This is a genomic window from Mesorhizobium sp. M1E.F.Ca.ET.045.02.1.1 (genome assembly GCF_003952485.1).
Lineage (GTDB): Bacteria > Pseudomonadota > Alphaproteobacteria > Rhizobiales > Rhizobiaceae > Mesorhizobium.
In genome coordinates, this window is the sequence record NZ_CP034447.1 from 4,288,978 (window position 1) to 4,306,382 (window position 17,405).

Below are 17,405 nucleotides of genomic sequence, written 5' to 3' on the forward strand. Positions count from 1 at the left end.
GGTCGGCCGTATTGCGCTTATCAACGCGTCTTGCGCGCCTATCAATCAGTCTGAAAAACGTCCTCTCAGGACATTGCCCGGGCCGCTTCGCGATAAAGCGTCGGCGGCACGCCGACATGATCGCGGAAGAAGCGCGAGAAATTGCCCTGGGTGGTGAAGCCGAGATTGCAAGCGACAGAGATCAGCGGCTCTTGCGACCATTGCAACTGGCGCACAGCTTCCTCCATGCGCAGCGTGTTCCAGTAGACGTTCGGCGTCAGGTTGGTCTGTTCCTTGAACAAAGCGAAGAAGTGCGGCCGTGACAGGCCGACGCTGCGCGCCACGTCGTCGAAGGAGATGCGCTCGCAGACATTGGCCTTCATCAACTGGATCGCCTTGCGGACGCGGAAATCCAGCATCGTGTTGATGCGAGCGCGCGCCGCCGGCGGCGCCGAGGCATCGGCGGCGTCGAGCACGCTGTCGATGAAGCGTTCGATCTCGTAGTTGGCGACGTCGTCGATGCTCTCATTGTCGGTCAGATGATCGAGCAGGTTCGCCGCCGCCTGGTGCAGCCACGGTTCCAGCGTGATTGCCGCTTGCGTAAACAGCGGCGCCGACGATGGGAGGTCGCGACGCCGGCGCGCCCAGTCGGGATCGATGTAGAAGGCGAGGAAAAGGCCGGGCCTGCCGTCGCGCGAAAGTGCGTGGCTGTGCGGCTGGAACGAGTTGATGCCGGCCGCGGTGCTCTGTCCGAGCCGCACCGTCTCGCGGCCGATCGTCATTTCCCCGGCCGTGCCTTCCAGCCAGATGATGAGATGCGCCTCGCAATGGGCATGGGTGACGAAGTCGTTGGCGACATTCAGGACAGAGACATGTCCGAACCGGCCCCAATAGAGCCTGATCGCGTCCGTCATGGGTCTATTTCCTCCCGCAGGCGACTGGCCTCCCTTCGCCTGCCCGGGGATTTTGCGACCGGCGTCCGGCTTGCGTCAAGGTGTGCCGGAACGACGGGAGCCTCGCATCGCCCGTCCGGGTGGATTTTCAGACTGAGCGATAGGGGGCGTCCCTTCTCCCCTTGTGGGAGAAGGTGTCGCTGAAGGCGACGGATGAGGGGTGCTCCAGGGAACGCCAGCGTCTCACTTCGCTGGAATACCCCTCATCCGTCTCGGCGCTATCGCGCCGATCCACCTTCTCCCACAAGGGGCTAGCGTGCGCACACATTTGCTTCGGGCTCATTTTTGCGAGGCCAGAACGAAGCCGTGTGTGATGGCGTTGAAGCGTCTGAGGCCGTGGGTGAAGGTGATGGGCCCTGGCGGGCGTTCCTTTTCGTAGCCGTTCCAGCCTCCGAGCCTGGCGATACACCAGGCGGCCCAGGCGAGCGTGTGCGTGGGGTGCGGGTTCTTCTGCTTTTGGGTCTTGCCTTCAAGCTTGGCGATGAGCACTTCCAGGACGGTGATCTCGGTGGGATCGAAGAGGTGTGCGGCCTGGAAGCGCTGGCCCGGCGAACCACGCCCGTGTACGAGTTGCATGACCTTGGTGGCGACGACCAGAGCGGTGGCGGCCAGACGTTCGAGTGCATCGCCGTCGGCGATGAGACTTTCCTCCAGATCGATGGCCTGCGACTTCACGGTCCGAAACAGCTGTTCGACGCTCCAACGCGAGCGATACAGGTCGACGATGCGGCAGGCATCGGCGAGCGTTTCGACGCTGTGGGTGGTCAACAGCCGCCAGATCACCGCGTCCTTGGCCGAAGGTGGATCGATCTCACGCACTTCCACCATGTTGAGCGTGAGTTCGCGCGGATCGCGGCTGTCGGCGCCAAGGCGGGGCTGGCGCAAGCTCACCGCGGTGAAGCGAACGGCCAGTTCGACGGTGCGGGCCGGCCGGCCGGGTCGGGCCTGCAGTTCGAAGGCAATGCGGCCGGCTTCCGGCGTCTTGGCGATCGCGCCGAACAGGCGCTCGCCCCGCGTGCCCAAGGCCCGATCCCGTACAGCGCGGATGAGCACATGGGTGCGCTCGTCGGGCAGCCTTGCAAACACTTCGTAGATGTCGGCCTCGCGGTCGCCGATCACCGTCATCTGCGGCGCGTCGGTCAGCGCCTGGCATGCCGCCTTGGCGGTGCCGATCCACTTGTGGCTTTCCTTGGCTTCGATCGGCAGCGCCTGGTAGTCATCCGCCTTCTCTGCCTCGCGCCGCCAGATCGTGGCGCCTGCAAGGCCAAGGACCGAGCCGTCCACGGCATCCACGGCCAACGCCGGATGCACGAACAGCCCGATATCGGTGCCATTGCCGACACGACCGAGGCCGCGCTTGCGCGAAGCCTTGGCTTCATAGTTGATCTCGCTGCTGTCCTCGATGATCAGCACGTGGCGGCCGGCGGCCAGTTCGGCGGTTCGCGCCGCCGCCGTGCGGATGATCTCTTGCGTGCTCACGTGGCGATTGCGAAACAGGCGTGTGAATGCGACCTTCTCGGCGCGCGTGTCGGCCAGCCGGCGCATGCCCGTGCTGACACGCGCAAACATGCGCTCCAGAACCATGCTCCCCTTTTTTGCAGGCGCAGGTCGCCGAAGTAGCCAAGCAACGAAGCCATCGTCAAAACCTCCAGAATCAACAATGGCGGCTACAGAATCACATACAATTCAACCGCTTCAAGCCATTTTCCGACGGCGCCTCTTCACGCTTGACCACAGCACGAAGCAAATGTGTGCGCACGCTAGCCCACAAGGGGAGAAGGGAAGATTGCGCCTCAGTCGCTGCGCCGGAAGTTGCGGATGCGGTCGAACAGCACGGCGAGCAGGATGGCGCCGCCGATGAAGGTGCCTTGCCAGAAGGCGTTGATGCCGAGCAGGCCGAGGCTGTTGCGGATCACCTCGATCAGTGCGGCGCCGACGATGGCGCCGAAGGCGGTGCCGACGCCGCCGGCGAGGTTGGCGCCGCCGATGACGGTGGCGGCGATGACCTGGAGCTCCATGCCGGTGCCGATATTGGTGGTGACGGCGCCGAGCCAGCCGGTCTCGATGATGCCGGCCAGACCCGCCGACAAAGCCGAGATCATGTAGACCGCGACCTTGATCTGGCGCACCGGAACACCGGTCAGCGTCGCCGCATGCTCATTGCCGCCGATGGCGAAGATGTGCCGGCCGAACTTGGTCCAGCGCAGGATGAAACCGGTGATCAGAGCCAGGATGATCATGTAGAGCACCGGGTTGGCGATGCCGAACAGCCAGGCGCCGCCGCCCAGCGCCAGAAGCTTGTCGTGGTCCGGCCCGAACTGGAAGACAACGGTGTTGTTTGAGGCGACCATGGCGAGGCTGCGGGCGACCGAGAGCATGCCGAGCGTCACCACGAAAGGCGGGAAGTCGAGATAGGCGATAAGCACGCCGTTGAAGGCGCCGATGGCGAGCGCGGTGACGATCGTGGCCAGGATGCCGACCTCGATCGAATAGCCGGCATGCATGGTGACGGCCAGCACCATCGAGCACAGGCACAGCACCGAGCCGACCGAAAGGTCGATGCCGCCGGTGATGATGACGAAAGTCATGCCGAGCGCGACGATGGCGACGAAGGTGATGTTGCGGGTGATGTTGTAGAGGTTCTTCTGCGTGGCGAAGGCGTCGGTGGCAACGGACAGGAACAGACAGGCCAGAATGACCGCGATCACCACCCAGAAGGTCTGGCTGGACAGTATGCGCGACAGGAAGCTGTGCTGCTTCTGCGCGATCGTCTGGTCAAGGGTAACTGCCATTATCGACCTTTCCTGCCGGTGATGGGCCGCGTCCGCGCGGCGAGTTCCGGGGTTGCGGCGCTCATGCGACCTGTTCGATGGCGCCGGTGATCAGCCCGGTGACTTCCTCGGGCGAGCTCGAGGCGATTTTCTTGTCGGCGACCTTCCTGCCGCGCCGCATGACGATGACGCGGTCGGCAACGTCGAAGACGTCGGGCATGCGGTGGCTGATCAGCACGACGGCAATGCCCTGGTCGCGCAAGTGGCGGATCAGGTTCAGCACTTCGGCGACCTGCCTGACCGAGATCGCCGCCGTCGGCTCGTCCATCAGCACGATCTTGGCCTGCGACAGCATGGTGCGGGCGATCGCCACCGCCTGCCGCTGGCCGCCCGACATCTGCTTGACGAGGTCACGCGGGCGCGTCTCGGACTTCAGTTCGGCGAAGAGCTGGCCGGCGCGCTTGTACATCGCGGCATAATCGAGAATGCGCAACGGTCCGATGCCTCGGCGAAGCTCGCGGCCGAGATAGACATTGGCGGCGGCCGTCAGATTGTTGCAGAGCGCCAGATCCTGGTGGACGATCTCGATGCCGTGCTGGCGAGCCTCGGCCGGCTTGTGCAGGATCAGCTCCTTGCCGTCCATATGCATGGTGCCATGGCTCGGGCGGAAGTTGCCGGCGATCATCTTGACCAACGTCGACTTGCCGGCGCCGTTGTCTCCCATCAGACCGACGACCTGTCCGGCCTCCAGCGTGAACGAAACATCGTTCACCGCCTGGATGGCGCCGAAATGCTTCGAGATGTTGGCGAGTTCGAGAACCGACACCAGCCTTAAGCCTCCCCATTTTCTTCCTGCGGCCATCCTCCGACATGACTGTCGACGCCGTATGGACCTAGCGCCTCCAACTCCTCCCGAGCGGGCGCGATCGGTGCATTTAGGCAAAAGCCCGCATGGGCGTCAATCAACTGTCGGATGATTAATTTCGAAACTCGTCGAAAAATCGGTTTTGTAGGACAAATAGGAATTGACGTTGGCTGCGAGCCGTTATTAGCTAGCGTCGGAGGAAGAATTTGCCCTCGCAAATCGCTGTTCAATGGAAGCGGTCGGCAGGGATTCGGTCAGGATCCGGCAACGCCAGCGCTCATTCGAGCTGGAACGGATCGGCAAATGCTTATCGGCCCGGGTTAAGACACGAGCATTCGAGGCGACTGCCGTGTTCGTTGCATCCGGGTCGATCGGTGTGGCGGGCACGTCGTGTCCGTCTGGTTTCAAGGGAGGACTGATATGAGGAAATCACTTTTGCTCGCCGCCGTCGCCGCCATGGCGTTGGGCGCCGGGCCGGCTTTGGCCAAGAAACAGCTCGTCATTGTCGTGAAGGGTCTCGACAACCCGTTTTTCGAAGCCATCCACCAGGGCTGCGAGAAATGGAACAAGGAAAACGCCAGCTCCGAATATGAATGCTTCTACACCGGCCCGGCATCGACCTCGGACGAGGCCGGCGAAGCCCAGATCGTGCAGGATATGCTGAGCAAGCCGGACACGGTCGCAATGGCCATTTCGCCGTCCAACGCGCCGCTGATCGCGCAGACGATCAAGAGCGCCAATCCGTCGATCCCGATCATGACGGTCGACGCCGACCTTGCCAAGGAAGATGCAGCGGTTCGCAAGACCTATCTCGGCACCGACAATTATCTGATGGGCAAGAAGATCGGCGAATACATCAAGAAGGCCAAGCCGAACGGCGGCACGATCTGCACCATCGAAGGCAATCCCGCGGCCGATAACATCCTGCGCCGCGCGCAGGGCATGCGCGACGCGCTGTCGGGCAAGGAAGGCCTGTCGGCGCTAGCCGGCGAAGGCGGCTGGACCGAGGTGGCGGGCTGCCCGGTGTTCACCAATGACGACGGCGCCAAGGGCGTGCAGGCGATGACCGACATCCTCGCCGCCAATCCGAAGCTCGACGCCTTCGGCATCATGGGCGGCTGGCCGCTGTTCGGCGCCCCGCAGCCCTATCGCGACCTGTTCAAGCCGATGGCCGACAAGATCGCCAAGAACGAGTTCGTCATCGGCGCGGCCGATACGATCGGCGACGAAGTGGCGATCGCCAAGGACGGCCTGGTGACCGCGCTGGTCGGCCAGCGGCCGTTCGAAATGGGCTACAAGGCGCCTTCGGTGATGCTCGACCTCATCGGCGGCAAGAAGGTCGATGATCCGGTCTTCACCGGCCTCGACGAATGCACCAAGGACACCGTCGACACCTGCATCCAGAAGTAGACTTCGATAGGTGGGGCGCCCCTCGTGGGCGCCCTTCACCCTTTTCCGCTCGGATCATGAACGCGGCCTTTGCCTCCGGCAACAGGCGAGAGGCTTCATGCGCCCGAAATTTCTTAGCGGATGATTGCGGGCGACTTCTGCCCGCGACGGGAGGCACCGGAACGCGGATGCCACGGGAAAAGTCAGGGAAGCGCTTGGCCGAGCCAGTCCAGCCGGCCACGGTTCGTAAGCTCGAGGCGACGCGGATCGCCGGTCTCAGCGTGCATGCCTCGCTGGCCGGCGAGATTGGTCTCAGGATCGTGCGCGGCGACTATCCACCCGGCACCATCCTGCCCAATGAAGCCAAATGGTCGCAAACCTTCAACGTCAGCCGCTCGGCGGTGCGCGAAGCCATCAAGATGCTGATGGCCAAGAGCCTTCTGGCGTCGCGGCCGAAGATCGGCAGCTGGGTCGAACCACGAGAGCGCTGGAACCTGCTCGACCGGGACGTGCTCGCCTGGTACGCGACCTCGCCCGACCGCGAGGTGTTCCTGAGGACGGTGCAGGAGTTCCGCCACATCATCGAACCCGAGGCGGCCGCCTTTGCGGCGGTGCGGCGCTCCGACGAGCAGATGGTCGAGATCAGCCAGGCTTGCCGCGAGATGGGGGAGGCGATGCATATCCAGGAGCGCACGCGCGCCGATACGCGGTTTCACCTCGCCATACTGCGCGCCTCCGGCAATGAGCTGCTGGTGCCCCTTGGCGTGCTGATCGAGTCGGCGCTCGACCATCTCTTCGTCTTCGTCACGCGCGAGCACAGCGACCAGCGGCGGGCCCAGTCCCTGCACGAGGCGATCGAGCGGAACATCCGCCTGCAGCGCCCGGCCGCCGCGAGAAGTGCCGTGCACAAGCTGCTCGCCAACACGGACGAGGTGATCGGGCGGTCGCGGCGCTGAGAGGGAGTGCTCGCGCCGGTGACTGTCAGATCTTCTGCTTCACGCCATCCTTCGACGGCATCAGGTCGACGCCGTTGAGCTTGCCGACATGCGTGGCCAGCATCGGCACATATTGGTCGGCCGGCCCCGCGGCGAAGGCGGTCGCGAACGAGTTCTTGGTGGCGTTGCCCAGCGGATTGGCAATTCCGGCAGCACCCGCCATCGATTCCAGATAGGTCAGATCCTTGAACGCATTGGCGATGGAGAATTTGTGCGCGTCGCGGTCGCCCTCAAGCGTCCAGCGCATGAAGGTCTGGTAGAAGCCGCAATCCATGCGGCCGTTGCGGATCACGCTGTCGAAGCGCGGCGGCGAGATGCCGACCTTCTGCGCCAAGGCAAGAGCTTCGGAGTAGATCGCGGCATAGCCGAGCGAGATGAAATTGTTGAGCAGCTTCATGCGGTGCCCGTCGCCGGTGTCGCCGATATGGACGATGCGGCCGGCCCAGGTCTCGATCACGGGCTTCAGCCGTGCGAACACCGCGTCGGGCGCGCCGACCATGGCGTCGAGCGTGCCCTCCCAGGCCTCCTTCGGCGTGCGGCTCAGCGGCGCGTCGACATAGTCGACGCCGAGCGCGTTGAGCTCGGCGGCTAAAGCCACGGTCGACGTCGGATCGGATGTCGAGCAATCGACCACCACGGAGCCTTGTCTCAAGCCTTCCTTCAGTCCGGCGGGGCCGCGGATGATCGCCTCGACCTCGCGCGAGCCGGTGACGCAGATGAAGACGATGTCGGAGGCAGCCGCCACATCGCGAGAACTCGATGCTTCTTTGGCGCCGCGGCCGATCAGGTCTTCCGCCGGCTTGCGGTTCTTGCGGCCGAGGAAGGTCAGCGGATAGCCCTTGTCGACGATGTTCTTGGCGATGCCGTGCCCCATCAGACCGAGGCCGATGAAACCGATGTTTTCGCGGGCAGCGGTGGTGGTCATGTCGTTTCGTCCCTGTCATTCTTGATGATCGGCGCCGACCCGACCGGCCGGCGAGCGCTTTGCCATGAAGGTTTTTCGCGGGCCTTGGCGGTGGCGGGCGATTGCGGAATGCCATATTGTCTGACAATACGCATAATTTTTGAGCAATGTGGAGAGCAAAATGACGAAGCGGATCATGTTCACCGGCGGCAGCGGCAAGGCCGGCCGTCATGTCGTCCAGTATCTGGTCGAGCATGGCTGCCAGGTGCTCAACATCGATGCCAGGCCGCTCGACAACCCGAAGGTGCGCACTTTAATCACCGACATCACCGACAGCGGCCAGGTGTTCAACGCGCTGTCGAGCTATGCGGGGCTGCACGAGTTCGATCCGTCGCTGCGGGCGCAACCGGTCGATGCCGTGGTGCATTTCGCCGCCATCCCGCGCATCATGATCACGCCCGACAACGAGGTGTTCCGCATCAACGCGATGGGCACCTACAATGTCATCGAAGCGGCGGTGAAGCTCGGCATCCGCAAGGTGATCATCGCCTCCAGCGAGACGACCTATGGCCTGGTCTTCGCCAACGAGCCGCGCAACCCGACGCATTTCCCGCTCGACGAGGACTACGACGTCGATCCGATGGACAGCTATGCGCTGTCGAAAATCGTCAACGAGAAGACGGCGCGCGCCTTTGCGCTGCGCAGCGGCTTCGACATCTATGCGCTGCGCATCGGCAACGTCATCGAGCCGCATGAATATGCGCTGTTCCCGAAATGGTTCGCCGATCCGGGCTTCCGCAAGCGCATCGCCTGGAGCTACATCGACGCCCGCGATCTCGGCCAGATCACGCTTCGCGCCATCGAGAAGGACGGGCTGGGCTATCAGGTTTTCAACGCGGCCAATGACGACACCTCGTCCGACCTGCCGACGGCCGAGCTCCTGAAGCGCTTCTATCCCGGCGTGCCGGTGAAAGCCGAGCTCGGTGAATTCGAGACGCTGCTGTCGAACCGTAAGGCGCGCGATGTGCTGGGCTTCCGGCCCGAACACAGCTGGCGCAAATACGTCAAGGCCGCGTGAGGGGAGACAAATGCTGGTTGAGCTGTGCACATCCGCGTGCCCTGAGGCAAAGCTGGCTTGCCCGGCTTGACAGCTTCTGAAAACCGGACTTTCTGGACATATGCGGGACGCAAAGCCGAACAACGAAAAAAAGCCGAAGAAAGCGGCATCCGCCGAGCGTCCGGCGGGCGTCCGGCGGCCCAACTCGCCACGCATCCCTGGCGCCAGTGTGCACACGTCGCTGGCGAGCGAAATCGGCCTTCGGATCGTGCGCGGCGACTATCCGCCCGGCACCATCCTGCCCAACGAAGCGAAATGGTCGGAAACCTTCGACGTCAGCCGTTCGGCGGTGCGCGAGGCGATCAAGATGCTGATGGCAAAGAGCCTTCTGGCGTCGCGGCCCAAGATCGGCAGTTGGGTCGAGCCGAAAGAGCGCTGGAACCTGCTCGACCGGGACGTGCTCGCCTGGTACGCGACCTCGCCCGACCGCGACGTGTTCCTGCGAACGGTGCAGGAGTTCCGCCACATCATCGAGCCGGAGGCGACGGCTTTCGCAGCAATGCGGCGCACCGACGAACAGATGGCCGAGATCAGCCAGGCCTGCCGCGAGATGGGCGAGGCGACCAACCTGCAGGAGCGCACCCGCGCCGACACGCGCTTCCACCTCGCCATCCTCCGTGCCTCGGGCAACGACCTCTTGGTGCCGCTCGGCGTCCTCATCGAATCCGCCTTCGACCACCTCTTTGCCTATACGACACGCGAACTGGACGACCTGCAGCACGCCCAGAAACTGCACGAAGCGATCGAGAGGAACATCCGGCTGCAGCGGCCGGATGCGGCGCGCAATGCCGTGCGCAAGCTGCTCGCCAATACCGACGACGTCATCCGCTCGCGTTAAGGCCTGTCGATATTCAGGTGAGGCCGGCCTGACCTTGAATCCCAACAGGCCTCAGTCCTGCTTCTCGCGCCCGAAGGCGACGCGCAATTCGTCCTTCGCCTTTTCCAGCACCCGCTTTCGCGCTTCCGGCAGGTTCCTGCCGGCGCGGTTGATGTAGAAATTCAGCATCGACATTGCGGACCGGAACGGCTCCGCCTTGCGGCGGTGGCTGTGCTCGGCCGAGCGCTTGAGCGAAGCGGCGATCTTCCTGGCATCGTCGGATTCGAAGACGTGCTCTTCGAGATCCAGCGCATCGCTGTGCTCGGTCACCTCGGCCGACCATTTCTTTTTGGCGGTCATTGGCGAACTCCTTTCGCGCTTTAGGTGCTGAACTCCGGGCGGCAGGTCAGGTTCCAATCGCTGGAGCCACGGATTTGTCCCTCGTGGCGCTGCTCGGCGGCGGAAATGCGCCGATAGTGGGCTGAAAACCCGCCCGATCTCGAAGAATCGCGGACAGGAACGACTTGACGACAATCCCCGGAAACACTGCAACCAGTGCCGGCATCGACAGCCTCCATGCATGGATGCGGCTTGGCATTTCCTTGCTGCTGGCGACGATCGGCGGTGTCGGCATGTGGGCGGTGGTCGTGGTTCTGCCCGCCGTGCAGGCCGAGTTCGGCATCGATCGCGCGGCTGCGTCCATGCCTTACACCGCGACCATGGTGGGCTTTGCCGCCGGCAACGTGCTGGTTGGACGCGCCATCGACCGCATGGGTTATTGGATTCCGGCATTCGCATCGGCGATTGCGCTCGGTGCCGGCTTTCTGCTCGCTTCGCTCACCAATTCGATCCTGGGCTTCACCCTTGCCCAAGGGCTGCTGATCGGCGTCGGCACCTCGGCGATCTTCGGGCCGCTGATCGCCGATATTTCGCATTGGTTCAACCGCCGCCGCGGGGTCGCTGTGACGGCAGCCGCGTCCGGCAGCTATCTGGCCGGTGCAGTCTGGCCGATGGTGATTCCCTATGTCATGCAGGGCGAAGGCTGGCGTTTCACATATGCGGCGATCGGTGTGTTCTGCCTTGCGACCATGGTGCCGCTGGTGCTGATGCTGCGGCGAGGCGCGCCGCGCGAGGCTGCTTCGGGCTCGCCGGGCAGTCGGCCGGTTCAGCCGATTTCGCTGTCGCCGGCGGCGCTGCAGACGCTGCTGGTTGTCGCCGGCTTCGGCTGCTGTATGGCGATGTCGATGCCGCAGGTGCATATCGTCGCCTATTGCATGGATCTCGGCTATGGCGTCGCGCGCGGCGCCGACATGCTGTCGATCATGCTGGCGGCGGGCGTCGTCAGCCGGATCGGGTCGGGTTTTCTCGCCGATCGCATCGGCGCGGTGAAGACGCTGCTCGTCGGTTCGGTGCTGCAATGCGTGTCGCTGTTCTTCTATATCCCCTTTGACGGGCTGGTCTCGCTCTATGTCGTCTCGCTCGTCTTCGGCCTTTCGCAAGGCGGCATCGTGCCCTGTTATGCCATCATCGTGCGCGACTACATGCCGGCCAAGGAAGCCGGCCAGCGCGTCGGCATCGTCTTGATGGCGACCATCTTCGGCATGGCGGTCGGCGGCTGGATGTCGGGCTGGATCTACGATCTCACCGGTTCCTACGCGGCGGCATTCCTCAACGGCATCGCCTGGAACCTGGTGAATCTCGCCGCCATCTTGCTGCTTATGTGGAAGGCAAGGCGAGGTGCTGAAGCGCTGGCCTGATGTCCGCCAGCAACCTGGCCATTGCAAGGTGGTCAACCGGTGCAAAGGAGGGGCTAGGTGGGAGGCGGCCGAACTCGTCCGTGCTCTTTCGCATGACGTCGAGGCTATTTACTTGGACAGGCTTTGGGCGGAATATTGCGAAGTGGGAGGAAGCACTCGGAAAATCTCCTGAATAATTGCGCTCGAACGGCTTCCGCCCGTTGAATGCAAGGGAGGATAATCATGAGACGTACTTTCCCGCTCGCGGCATCCGCCGCGGCGTTGTTGCTCGGCGTGCCCTCCGCCTTCGCGCAGTCCGGCGGCGTCGAGAAAGCAGTCGGCGGCTACAGCTTCGAGGAAGCCGCAAAGGAAGCCCCCACCACCAAGGATTTCCACTCGGCCGATGGCCATCTCACCTTCGCCATCGTCACACATACGGCCGGCAACGGCTTCTTCGATCCGGTCTATGTCGGCGCAACTGCCGCCGGCAATCTGATCGGCGCCAAGATACTGCTGCTCGGCTCGGAATCTCCGACCGACGACCCGGCCCGCGAGATCGAAATCCTGAATCAGATCGTGCAGGATCCGACGATCGACGGGCTGATCATGACAACGCCCCAGGTCGGCGCCTATAACGACATCGTCAAGGCCGCCGAGGCCAAGGGCATACCGGTAGCAACGACCAATTCCTTCGACGGCACGATCCTCGACCGCAGCGGCATCAGCCACACCGGTCAGGACGCCTCCGCCGCGGCGATCGCCGGCGAGGCACTCGTCAAGTGCCTGGCCGACAAGGGTATCGAGAAGGGCTCGATCGTCCTGCCGTCATCGACCGCGATGGGCAACATCGAGGTGAACAATCGAGTCACCTCGGCCTTCAACGCGATCGTCAAGGGCCTGAAGGCCGCCGGCAAGCTCGAGGCCTTCAAGGTCGACGCGGGGCCTGAGAACACCGGCATCGACACCAATCCGAACGATCCGGTGAACGGCATCGTGACGCTGTTCGAATCGCGCGGTGACGTTGTCGGCGCCTTCGCCGGCAACAACGTGTTCACGCCGGCGCTCGCCAAGGCCGTCGCCCAGACCGGCAAGACCGGCAAGATCTGCGCCTACGGCTTCGACATCGGCCCGACCCAGCAGGATGCGCTGAAGAGCGGCGACCTGACCGGCGCGCTCGGGCAGCAGCCCTTCCTGCAGGGCTTCTATCCGGTCATGCAGCTCTATCTGCAGATCGATCGTGGCATCGCGGCCGCCAATCTGGATACGCGTGCCCAACTTGTGACGAAGGAGACCGTGACAAAGGTCGGCAAGCGCTTCGAGAACTGAACCAATGCATGTCGCCCAAAAGTGCGCAGCGGTTTTGGGACAACGACATGCATAAAACAAGAAACTGAAGCGCGTCGTCCTTCTGGCGCGACGCGCTTCAGGATATTTCCGCGCGGTTTACCTTCGGAACCCAGTTATCAACATGTCCGCCGAAGCTCCCGCCCGCCGCCTTCCATCCCAGCTCGTCGGGGGCTGGGAAGCGGGATTGCTTGCCCTGCTGGCGCTGATCTATCTCGGCGGCGCTGTCGTCAATCCGACCTTCTTCGGCTCGCTGGAGGCGTTCCATGCGCTGCTGCGCGACACCTCGCGGGTCGCCATCATTGCGGTCGGAATGACGTTCGTCATCGTCAACAAGGACCTCGACCTTTCGGTCGGCTCCATCTACGGCCTGGTCGCCGTGGTTTTTGCCAGGCTGTTCGCGCCAAGCTTTGCCGATCTCGACATCGTCACGTCGGTGACCGTCTGCGTCCTTCTTGGCGTGGTGATCGGCCTTGTCAACGGCGTGCTGGTTACCATCCTCAAAGTGCCGGCGTTCATCGCCACATTGACCACGCTTTTGATCGGCCGCGGCTTCGTGCTTGCGCTGACGCAAGGGCAGGCGATCTACTATCCCGGCAAGGCGAAGGAGGCTCCGTTCTTCTTCCACCTCGGTGAGACGAACGTGTTCGGCTTCAACAACCAGATCGCGATCTTCGCCGTCGTTGCCGTGATCGGCGCCTACGTGCTCGCCAACACTCGCTGGGGCTATGAGACCTTTGCGACGGGCGGCAACGAGCAGGCAGCGGTTTATGCCGGCATACCGACGAACTGGGTGCGCATCCGTGCCTATCTGCTCTCGTCGCTCTGCGCCGCCGTTGCCGGCCTTCTGTCGGCTGCACAGGACAAGGGCGTGACCCCGCTTTACGGCGTCAGCGGCGAACTGACCGTCATCGCAGCGGTGATCATCGGCGGCGCTTCCATTCTCGGCGGTCGCGGCCGCGTCGCCGGGTCCTGCCTCGGCGCCACGCTGGTCGTTCTGCTCGACAAGGTGCTGCGCGAGGGTTTGCCGATCACGCGCACCATCAAGATCGGCGAGGAGGAGGTGACCGTCAACGCCGTCTACTCCCTGCCGGTGGGCGCGGTGCCGGTCTTCCTCGGGCTGCTGCTTGTCATCGCCGTGCTGATCGAACCCTATCTCATCCGCCGCCAGATCGCGGCGCGCTTCTGGGCATGGCTGCGCGGCAGGCCGCCGCCGCCGGCCTTCGAGATTGGCGGCGTCGCGCTCGAGGGCGTGGTGACCAAGGGCGCGATGGCGACCGACATCGCATTGTCGGCGACCGGGTTCGGCAAGTTCCTCGCCCGGCGCGACGCCCTCGCCGTCATCCTGACGGTGGTGCTGTGGCTCACGGGTCTTTTCCTCAGGCCGGATTACTGGTGGAACCTGTCCAACACTTTCGCGATCCTGCTCAACTACACCGAGCTGGCGCTGATCACGGTCGGGCTTACCTACGTCATCGCGGCCGGCGATATCGACCTCTCCGTCGGAGCCGTCCTGGCGCTCGCCGGCAGCTCGGCGGCCTATTTCCTGAAGGTCCTTGGCGCCGACCCCGTCACCGCTGTCGCGATGGGCCTGCTTGCGGGAATGCTTGCCGGCCTCGTCAACGCCGTCGTCGCCGTTGGCTTGAAACTCCCGGCCTTCATCGCAACGCTTGGCATGTTTTACATCGCCCGCGGCCTCGCGGCGTGGTTCGTCGCCGGCCAGCAGCTTACCGGCTGGCCGGAGGGCTACAACTTGCTCGGCCGCAAGGTGAACGACATCCTCCTTCACTTCGGCATCGTGCTTCCGGATGGCATCCTCAAAACACTGGCCGAGGTGGTCAGCGTGCAGACGGTCTGGATGATCTTCGTCGCCCTGATTGCCGGCATCGTGCTCGCCTACACGCCGTTCGGGCAAAAGGTCTATGCAACCGGCGGCAACATCCGCGCCGCCGCCTATGCCGGCATCAACACCAACCGGGCGCGCTTCATCTCGCTCATGCTGGCGGCGTTCTGCGCGACGATGGCCGGGATCATCAACGTCGCCTATTTCCGAAGCTTCAACCCCGTTGCAGGCCAGTTCCGCGAACTCGACGCCATCGCGTCGGTGATCATCGGCGGCGGGTCGATATTCGGCGGCTACGGCACCATGCTTGGTTCTCTGGCCGGTGCAGCCGTGATCACTCTCGTTAGGGCGCTCCTGCAGCTCAATGTCCAGGGCTTCAGCATGCCGCAGCATTGGATCAACGTCTTCATCGGCGTCATCCTCATTGCCGCGGTGCTGATCGACATCTGGGTACGCCAGGCCAACATCTTCGGTCGCCTGCGAGCCCGCCTCGCGCGACGCGCACGAACCCGGGAAACCATTCATGCCTGACGTTGCGTTGCCTCAACCGATCGTGGAAATGCGAAGCATCGAAAAAGCCTTCGGGGCCGTGCAGGCGCTTCGGAAAGTCGATCTGGTGCTCTATCCCGGAGAGATCCTTGGACTGGTCGGCGACAACTCGGCCGGCAAGTCGACGCTCATGAAGATCCTCACCGGCGCCTATCAGCGCGACGCCGGCGAAATCCTCGTCGCCGGCCAACCGGTGCACTTCAAGAGTCCGCATGAGAGCCGCGATGCGGGCATCGAGATGATCTACCAGGATTTCGCTCTTTGTGGAAACATGGATGTCGGCCAGAACATCTTTCTTGGCCGCTGGCCGCGCAAAGGCCCTTTTATCAATCGCCGCAAGATGTACGCGGAAGCCGACAGCGTGCTGAAGCGGCTCAAGGTGGACGTTAACTCCGTTTTCCAGAAGGTCGAGAGCCTGTCGGGCGGTCGCCAGCAGTCCGTGGCGATTGCCCGCGCGATTTCGTTCGAGCCACGCGTCGTGATCCTCGACGAACCGACCGCCAACCTCTCGGTGATGGCGACCGAGCGGCTCCTCGAGACTATGCTGGAGCTGAAAAGGCAGGGTGTTGCCCAGATCATCATCTCGCACCGGCTGGTCGACATTTTCGCCGTAGGCGACCGTGTCATGGTGCTCAAGCGCGGCGAGAATGTCGGCGACCGTCACGTCAGGAACACCGACGAGCACGAGGTCCTCGAGATCATAGTCTCCGGCACGCGGGAGCAGGCGCTTACGGCCGATCAGGCGAGGGCGGTCTGACCACCGAGGCGTTGGCCTGAGGGCTTATCGCCTCTACCAGGGCTGAACCAATATTCGTCGGCTTGACAATGGCCATGGCCTGCGCGACCCAGACCGGAATGGGATGGGGCTGCGAACATGGTTGCTGTGGCTAAGCTCTTGATTGTCAACCCGCCGCTGCGCTCCTTTCGTGCAAAAAGGGCAGGGGCGTGACAAGGCCGCGCTCGCGCCGGGGTGGCGGTCGCCCGACGATTGCCGATGTCGCGCGCAAGGCGGGTGTGGGCGCCATCACCGTGTCGCGCGCCCTGCGCGAGCCCGGGCGGGTCTCGGAAGATCTGCGCCGGCAGATACAGGTCGCCGTCGACGAGCTCGGCTATATCCCGGATCCCAATGCACGCGCGTTGGCTTCGGCGCGCGCGGAGGTCTTCGGCGTGCTGGTGCCGTCGCTTACCAACAACGTCTTCGCCGAGGTGGTGCGCGGCATTTACGACAGCCTTTCGGACAGCCCGATCCGCATCCAGATGGGCAATACGCATTATTCTGGCCTGGAGGAAGAGCGCCTGCTGCAGCTGTTCGCCTCGCAGCGACCGGCCGCGCTGATCGTGGCCGGGATCGACCAGACGCCGCTGTCGCGAAAGCTGCTGGAGACGGCCGGCTGTCCGGTGGTGCAGGTTATGGAAACCGGGCCCGATCCGGTCGACATGCTGGTCGGCTTCTCGCATTTCGACGGCGGCCGCACGGCCACCGAGCACCTGATCGAAATGGGCTACCGGCGGATCGGCTTCATCGGCGCCCGCATGGATCCGCGTTCGCAGCGGCGCCTTGCCGGCTATCGCGCCGCGATGGAGGCGGCAGGCCTGTTCGACCTCCGTCTGGTCACGACCACGCCGCTGCTGTCCAGCGTGACGCTCGGACGTGAGCTTCTGCGCGATGCGCTGGCCAAGATGCCGGCGCTCGACGGCGTCTTCTGCAACAATGACGATATTGCGCTCGGCGTTCTGTTCGAATGCCACCGCGCCGCGATCGCTGTGCCGAAAACAATCGGCATTGTCGGCTTCAACGACCTCGACATGATGCAGGCGGCTTTCCCGTCGGTCACCAGCATTCGCACGCATCGCTATGAAATCGGCCGCCAGGCGGTTGCCATGGCATTGTCGGCGATCGCGGGCCAAAGGCCGCAGCATCGGGTCGTCGACCTCGGTTTCGAGCTAATACGCCGCGAGAGCACCGCTCGCTGAAACACACAGAGGCGACTGTGCAAATGCCGGTTTACAGCCTTTAATGGTAGCGCTACCATTAAAGCATGAAGCCTGTTTATTATACATAAGCAACAGCTCATGCTTGTTTATTATGTATAATATGATAGTTTCATGAGCCGCTTGGAGGGCCGAGAGGGGGAAAAGAGGG

At 63.5% G+C, this 17,405-nt stretch carries 15 protein-coding genes; 9 read left to right on the forward strand and 6 right to left on the reverse strand.

The annotated features are described in order from the left end of the window. Window positions 1–65: 65 nt before the first annotated feature. The 4 genes from EJ070_RS20670 to EJ070_RS20685 form a co-directional block, all read right to left on the reverse strand. A complete protein-coding gene (locus tag EJ070_RS20670) occupies window positions 66–893 on the reverse strand; it encodes an AraC family transcriptional regulator (RefSeq protein WP_126092986.1) in 828 nt (275 codons plus the stop codon). A gap of 318 nt (window positions 894–1,211) precedes the next feature. Next, the gene (locus EJ070_RS20675; RefSeq protein ID WP_126090313.1) at window positions 1,212–2,516 is read right to left on the reverse strand and encodes an IS4 family transposase; all 1,305 of its coding nucleotides are present in this window, start codon (window positions 2,514–2,516) and stop codon (window positions 1,212–1,214) included. A gap of 209 nt (window positions 2,517–2,725) precedes the next feature. Then, on the reverse strand, window positions 2,726–3,724 hold the full coding sequence (locus EJ070_RS20680) for an ABC transporter permease (RefSeq protein WP_126092987.1): 999 nt from the start codon (window positions 3,722–3,724) through the stop codon (window positions 2,726–2,728). Window positions 3,725–3,785: 61 nt separating this feature from the next. Next, window positions 3,786–4,529: an ATP-binding cassette domain-containing protein gene (locus tag EJ070_RS20685; protein ID WP_126092988.1), complete on the reverse strand. Its 744-nt coding sequence runs from the start codon at window positions 4,527–4,529 to the stop codon at window positions 3,786–3,788. A gap of 459 nt (window positions 4,530–4,988) precedes the next feature. Here EJ070_RS20685 and EJ070_RS20690 point away from each other — a divergent pair, with 459 nt between their 5' ends. After that, window positions 4,989–5,978, forward strand: coding sequence for a sugar-binding protein (locus EJ070_RS20690; RefSeq protein WP_126092989.1), 990 nt, complete (start codon window positions 4,989–4,991; stop codon window positions 5,976–5,978). Window positions 5,979–6,145: 167 nt separating this feature from the next. Next, complete coding sequence (locus EJ070_RS20695; RefSeq protein ID WP_126092990.1) at window positions 6,146–6,913, forward strand: FadR/GntR family transcriptional regulator; 768 nt, start codon at window positions 6,146–6,148, stop codon at window positions 6,911–6,913. Window positions 6,914–6,938: 25 nt separating this feature from the next. On the opposite strand, the gene EJ070_RS20700 is transcribed toward EJ070_RS20695, so the two are convergent. Continuing rightward, the gene (locus EJ070_RS20700) at window positions 6,939–7,877 is read right to left on the reverse strand and encodes an NAD(P)-dependent oxidoreductase (RefSeq protein ID WP_126092991.1); all 939 of its coding nucleotides are present in this window, start codon (window positions 7,875–7,877) and stop codon (window positions 6,939–6,941) included. Between the two features lie 160 nt (window positions 7,878–8,037). On the opposite strand from EJ070_RS20700, the gene EJ070_RS20705 reads away from it, so the two are divergent. Beyond that, the gene (locus tag EJ070_RS20705; protein ID WP_126092992.1) at window positions 8,038–8,934 is read left to right on the forward strand and encodes an NAD(P)-dependent oxidoreductase; all 897 of its coding nucleotides are present in this window, start codon (window positions 8,038–8,040) and stop codon (window positions 8,932–8,934) included. Window positions 8,935–9,034: 100 nt separating this feature from the next. Beyond that, the gene (locus EJ070_RS20710; protein WP_126092993.1) at window positions 9,035–9,811 is read left to right on the forward strand and encodes a FadR/GntR family transcriptional regulator; all 777 of its coding nucleotides are present in this window, start codon (window positions 9,035–9,037) and stop codon (window positions 9,809–9,811) included. Window positions 9,812–9,862: 51 nt separating this feature from the next. On the opposite strand, the gene EJ070_RS20715 is transcribed toward EJ070_RS20710, so the two are convergent. Then, window positions 9,863–10,150 (reverse strand): DUF3175 domain-containing protein, encoded by a 288-nt coding sequence (locus EJ070_RS20715; RefSeq protein WP_126092994.1) that lies wholly within the window; start codon window positions 10,148–10,150, stop codon window positions 9,863–9,865. 224 nt (window positions 10,151–10,374) lie between these two features. Here EJ070_RS20715 and EJ070_RS20720 point away from each other — a divergent pair, with 224 nt between their 5' ends. The 5 genes from EJ070_RS20720 (at window position 10,375) to EJ070_RS20740 (ending at window position 17,236) form a co-directional block, all read left to right on the forward strand. Beyond that, the gene (locus EJ070_RS20720; protein ID WP_126095849.1) at window positions 10,375–11,547 is read left to right on the forward strand and encodes an MFS transporter; all 1,173 of its coding nucleotides are present in this window, start codon (window positions 10,375–10,377) and stop codon (window positions 11,545–11,547) included. A gap of 222 nt (window positions 11,548–11,769) precedes the next feature. Then, window positions 11,770–12,852, forward strand: a complete 1,083-nt coding sequence (locus EJ070_RS20725; RefSeq protein WP_126092995.1) for a substrate-binding domain-containing protein — start codon at window positions 11,770–11,772, stop codon at window positions 12,850–12,852. Window positions 12,853–12,994: 142 nt separating this feature from the next. Beyond that, the gene (locus tag EJ070_RS20730) at window positions 12,995–15,244 is read left to right on the forward strand and encodes an ABC transporter permease (protein ID WP_126092996.1); all 2,250 of its coding nucleotides are present in this window, start codon (window positions 12,995–12,997) and stop codon (window positions 15,242–15,244) included. Then, window positions 15,237–16,019, forward strand: coding sequence for an ATP-binding cassette domain-containing protein (locus EJ070_RS20735; protein ID WP_126092997.1), 783 nt, complete (start codon window positions 15,237–15,239; stop codon window positions 16,017–16,019). The genes EJ070_RS20730 and EJ070_RS20735 overlap by 8 nt, the downstream gene beginning before the upstream one ends. Window positions 16,020–16,207: 188 nt before the next feature. After that, window positions 16,208–17,236 (forward strand): LacI family DNA-binding transcriptional regulator, encoded by a 1,029-nt coding sequence (locus tag EJ070_RS20740; protein ID WP_126092998.1) that lies wholly within the window; start codon window positions 16,208–16,210, stop codon window positions 17,234–17,236. Window positions 17,237–17,405: the final 169 nt, after the last annotated feature.

What these genes read in the sequence shown, in the direction of transcription:
- EJ070_RS20695 (WP_126092990.1), top strand. Translation starts at nt 6,146, where the DNA reads ATGCCACGGGAAAAGTCAGGGAAGCGCTTGGCCGAGCCAGTCCAGCCG.
- EJ070_RS20705 (WP_126092992.1), top strand. Translation starts at nt 8,038, where the DNA reads ATGACGAAGCGGATCATGTTCACCGGCGGCAGCGGCAAGGCCGGCCGT.
- EJ070_RS20730 (WP_126092996.1), top strand. Translation starts at nt 12,995, where the DNA reads ATGTCCGCCGAAGCTCCCGCCCGCCGCCTTCCATCCCAGCTCGTCGGG.
- EJ070_RS20735 (WP_126092997.1), top strand. Translation starts at nt 15,237, where the DNA reads ATGCCTGACGTTGCGTTGCCTCAACCGATCGTGGAAATGCGAAGCATC.
- EJ070_RS20700 (WP_126092991.1), bottom strand. Translation starts at nt 7,877, where the DNA reads ATGACCACCACCGCTGCCCGCGAAAACATCGGTTTCATCGGCCTCGGT.
- EJ070_RS20720 (WP_126095849.1), top strand. Translation starts at nt 10,375, where the DNA reads ATGCGGCTTGGCATTTCCTTGCTGCTGGCGACGATCGGCGGTGTCGGC.
- EJ070_RS20675 (WP_126090313.1), bottom strand. Translation starts at nt 2,516, where the DNA reads ATGGTTCTGGAGCGCATGTTTGCGCGTGTCAGCACGGGCATGCGCCGG.
- EJ070_RS20710 (WP_126092993.1), top strand. Translation starts at nt 9,035, where the DNA reads ATGCGGGACGCAAAGCCGAACAACGAAAAAAAGCCGAAGAAAGCGGCA.
- EJ070_RS20725 (WP_126092995.1), top strand. Translation starts at nt 11,770, where the DNA reads ATGAGACGTACTTTCCCGCTCGCGGCATCCGCCGCGGCGTTGTTGCTC.
- EJ070_RS20670 (WP_126092986.1), bottom strand. Translation starts at nt 893, where the DNA reads ATGACGGACGCGATCAGGCTCTATTGGGGCCGGTTCGGACATGTCTCT.
- EJ070_RS20680 (WP_126092987.1), bottom strand. Translation starts at nt 3,724, where the DNA reads ATGGCAGTTACCCTTGACCAGACGATCGCGCAGAAGCAGCACAGCTTC.
- EJ070_RS20690 (WP_126092989.1), top strand. Translation starts at nt 4,989, where the DNA reads ATGAGGAAATCACTTTTGCTCGCCGCCGTCGCCGCCATGGCGTTGGGC.
- EJ070_RS20715 (WP_126092994.1), bottom strand. Translation starts at nt 10,150, where the DNA reads ATGACCGCCAAAAAGAAATGGTCGGCCGAGGTGACCGAGCACAGCGAT.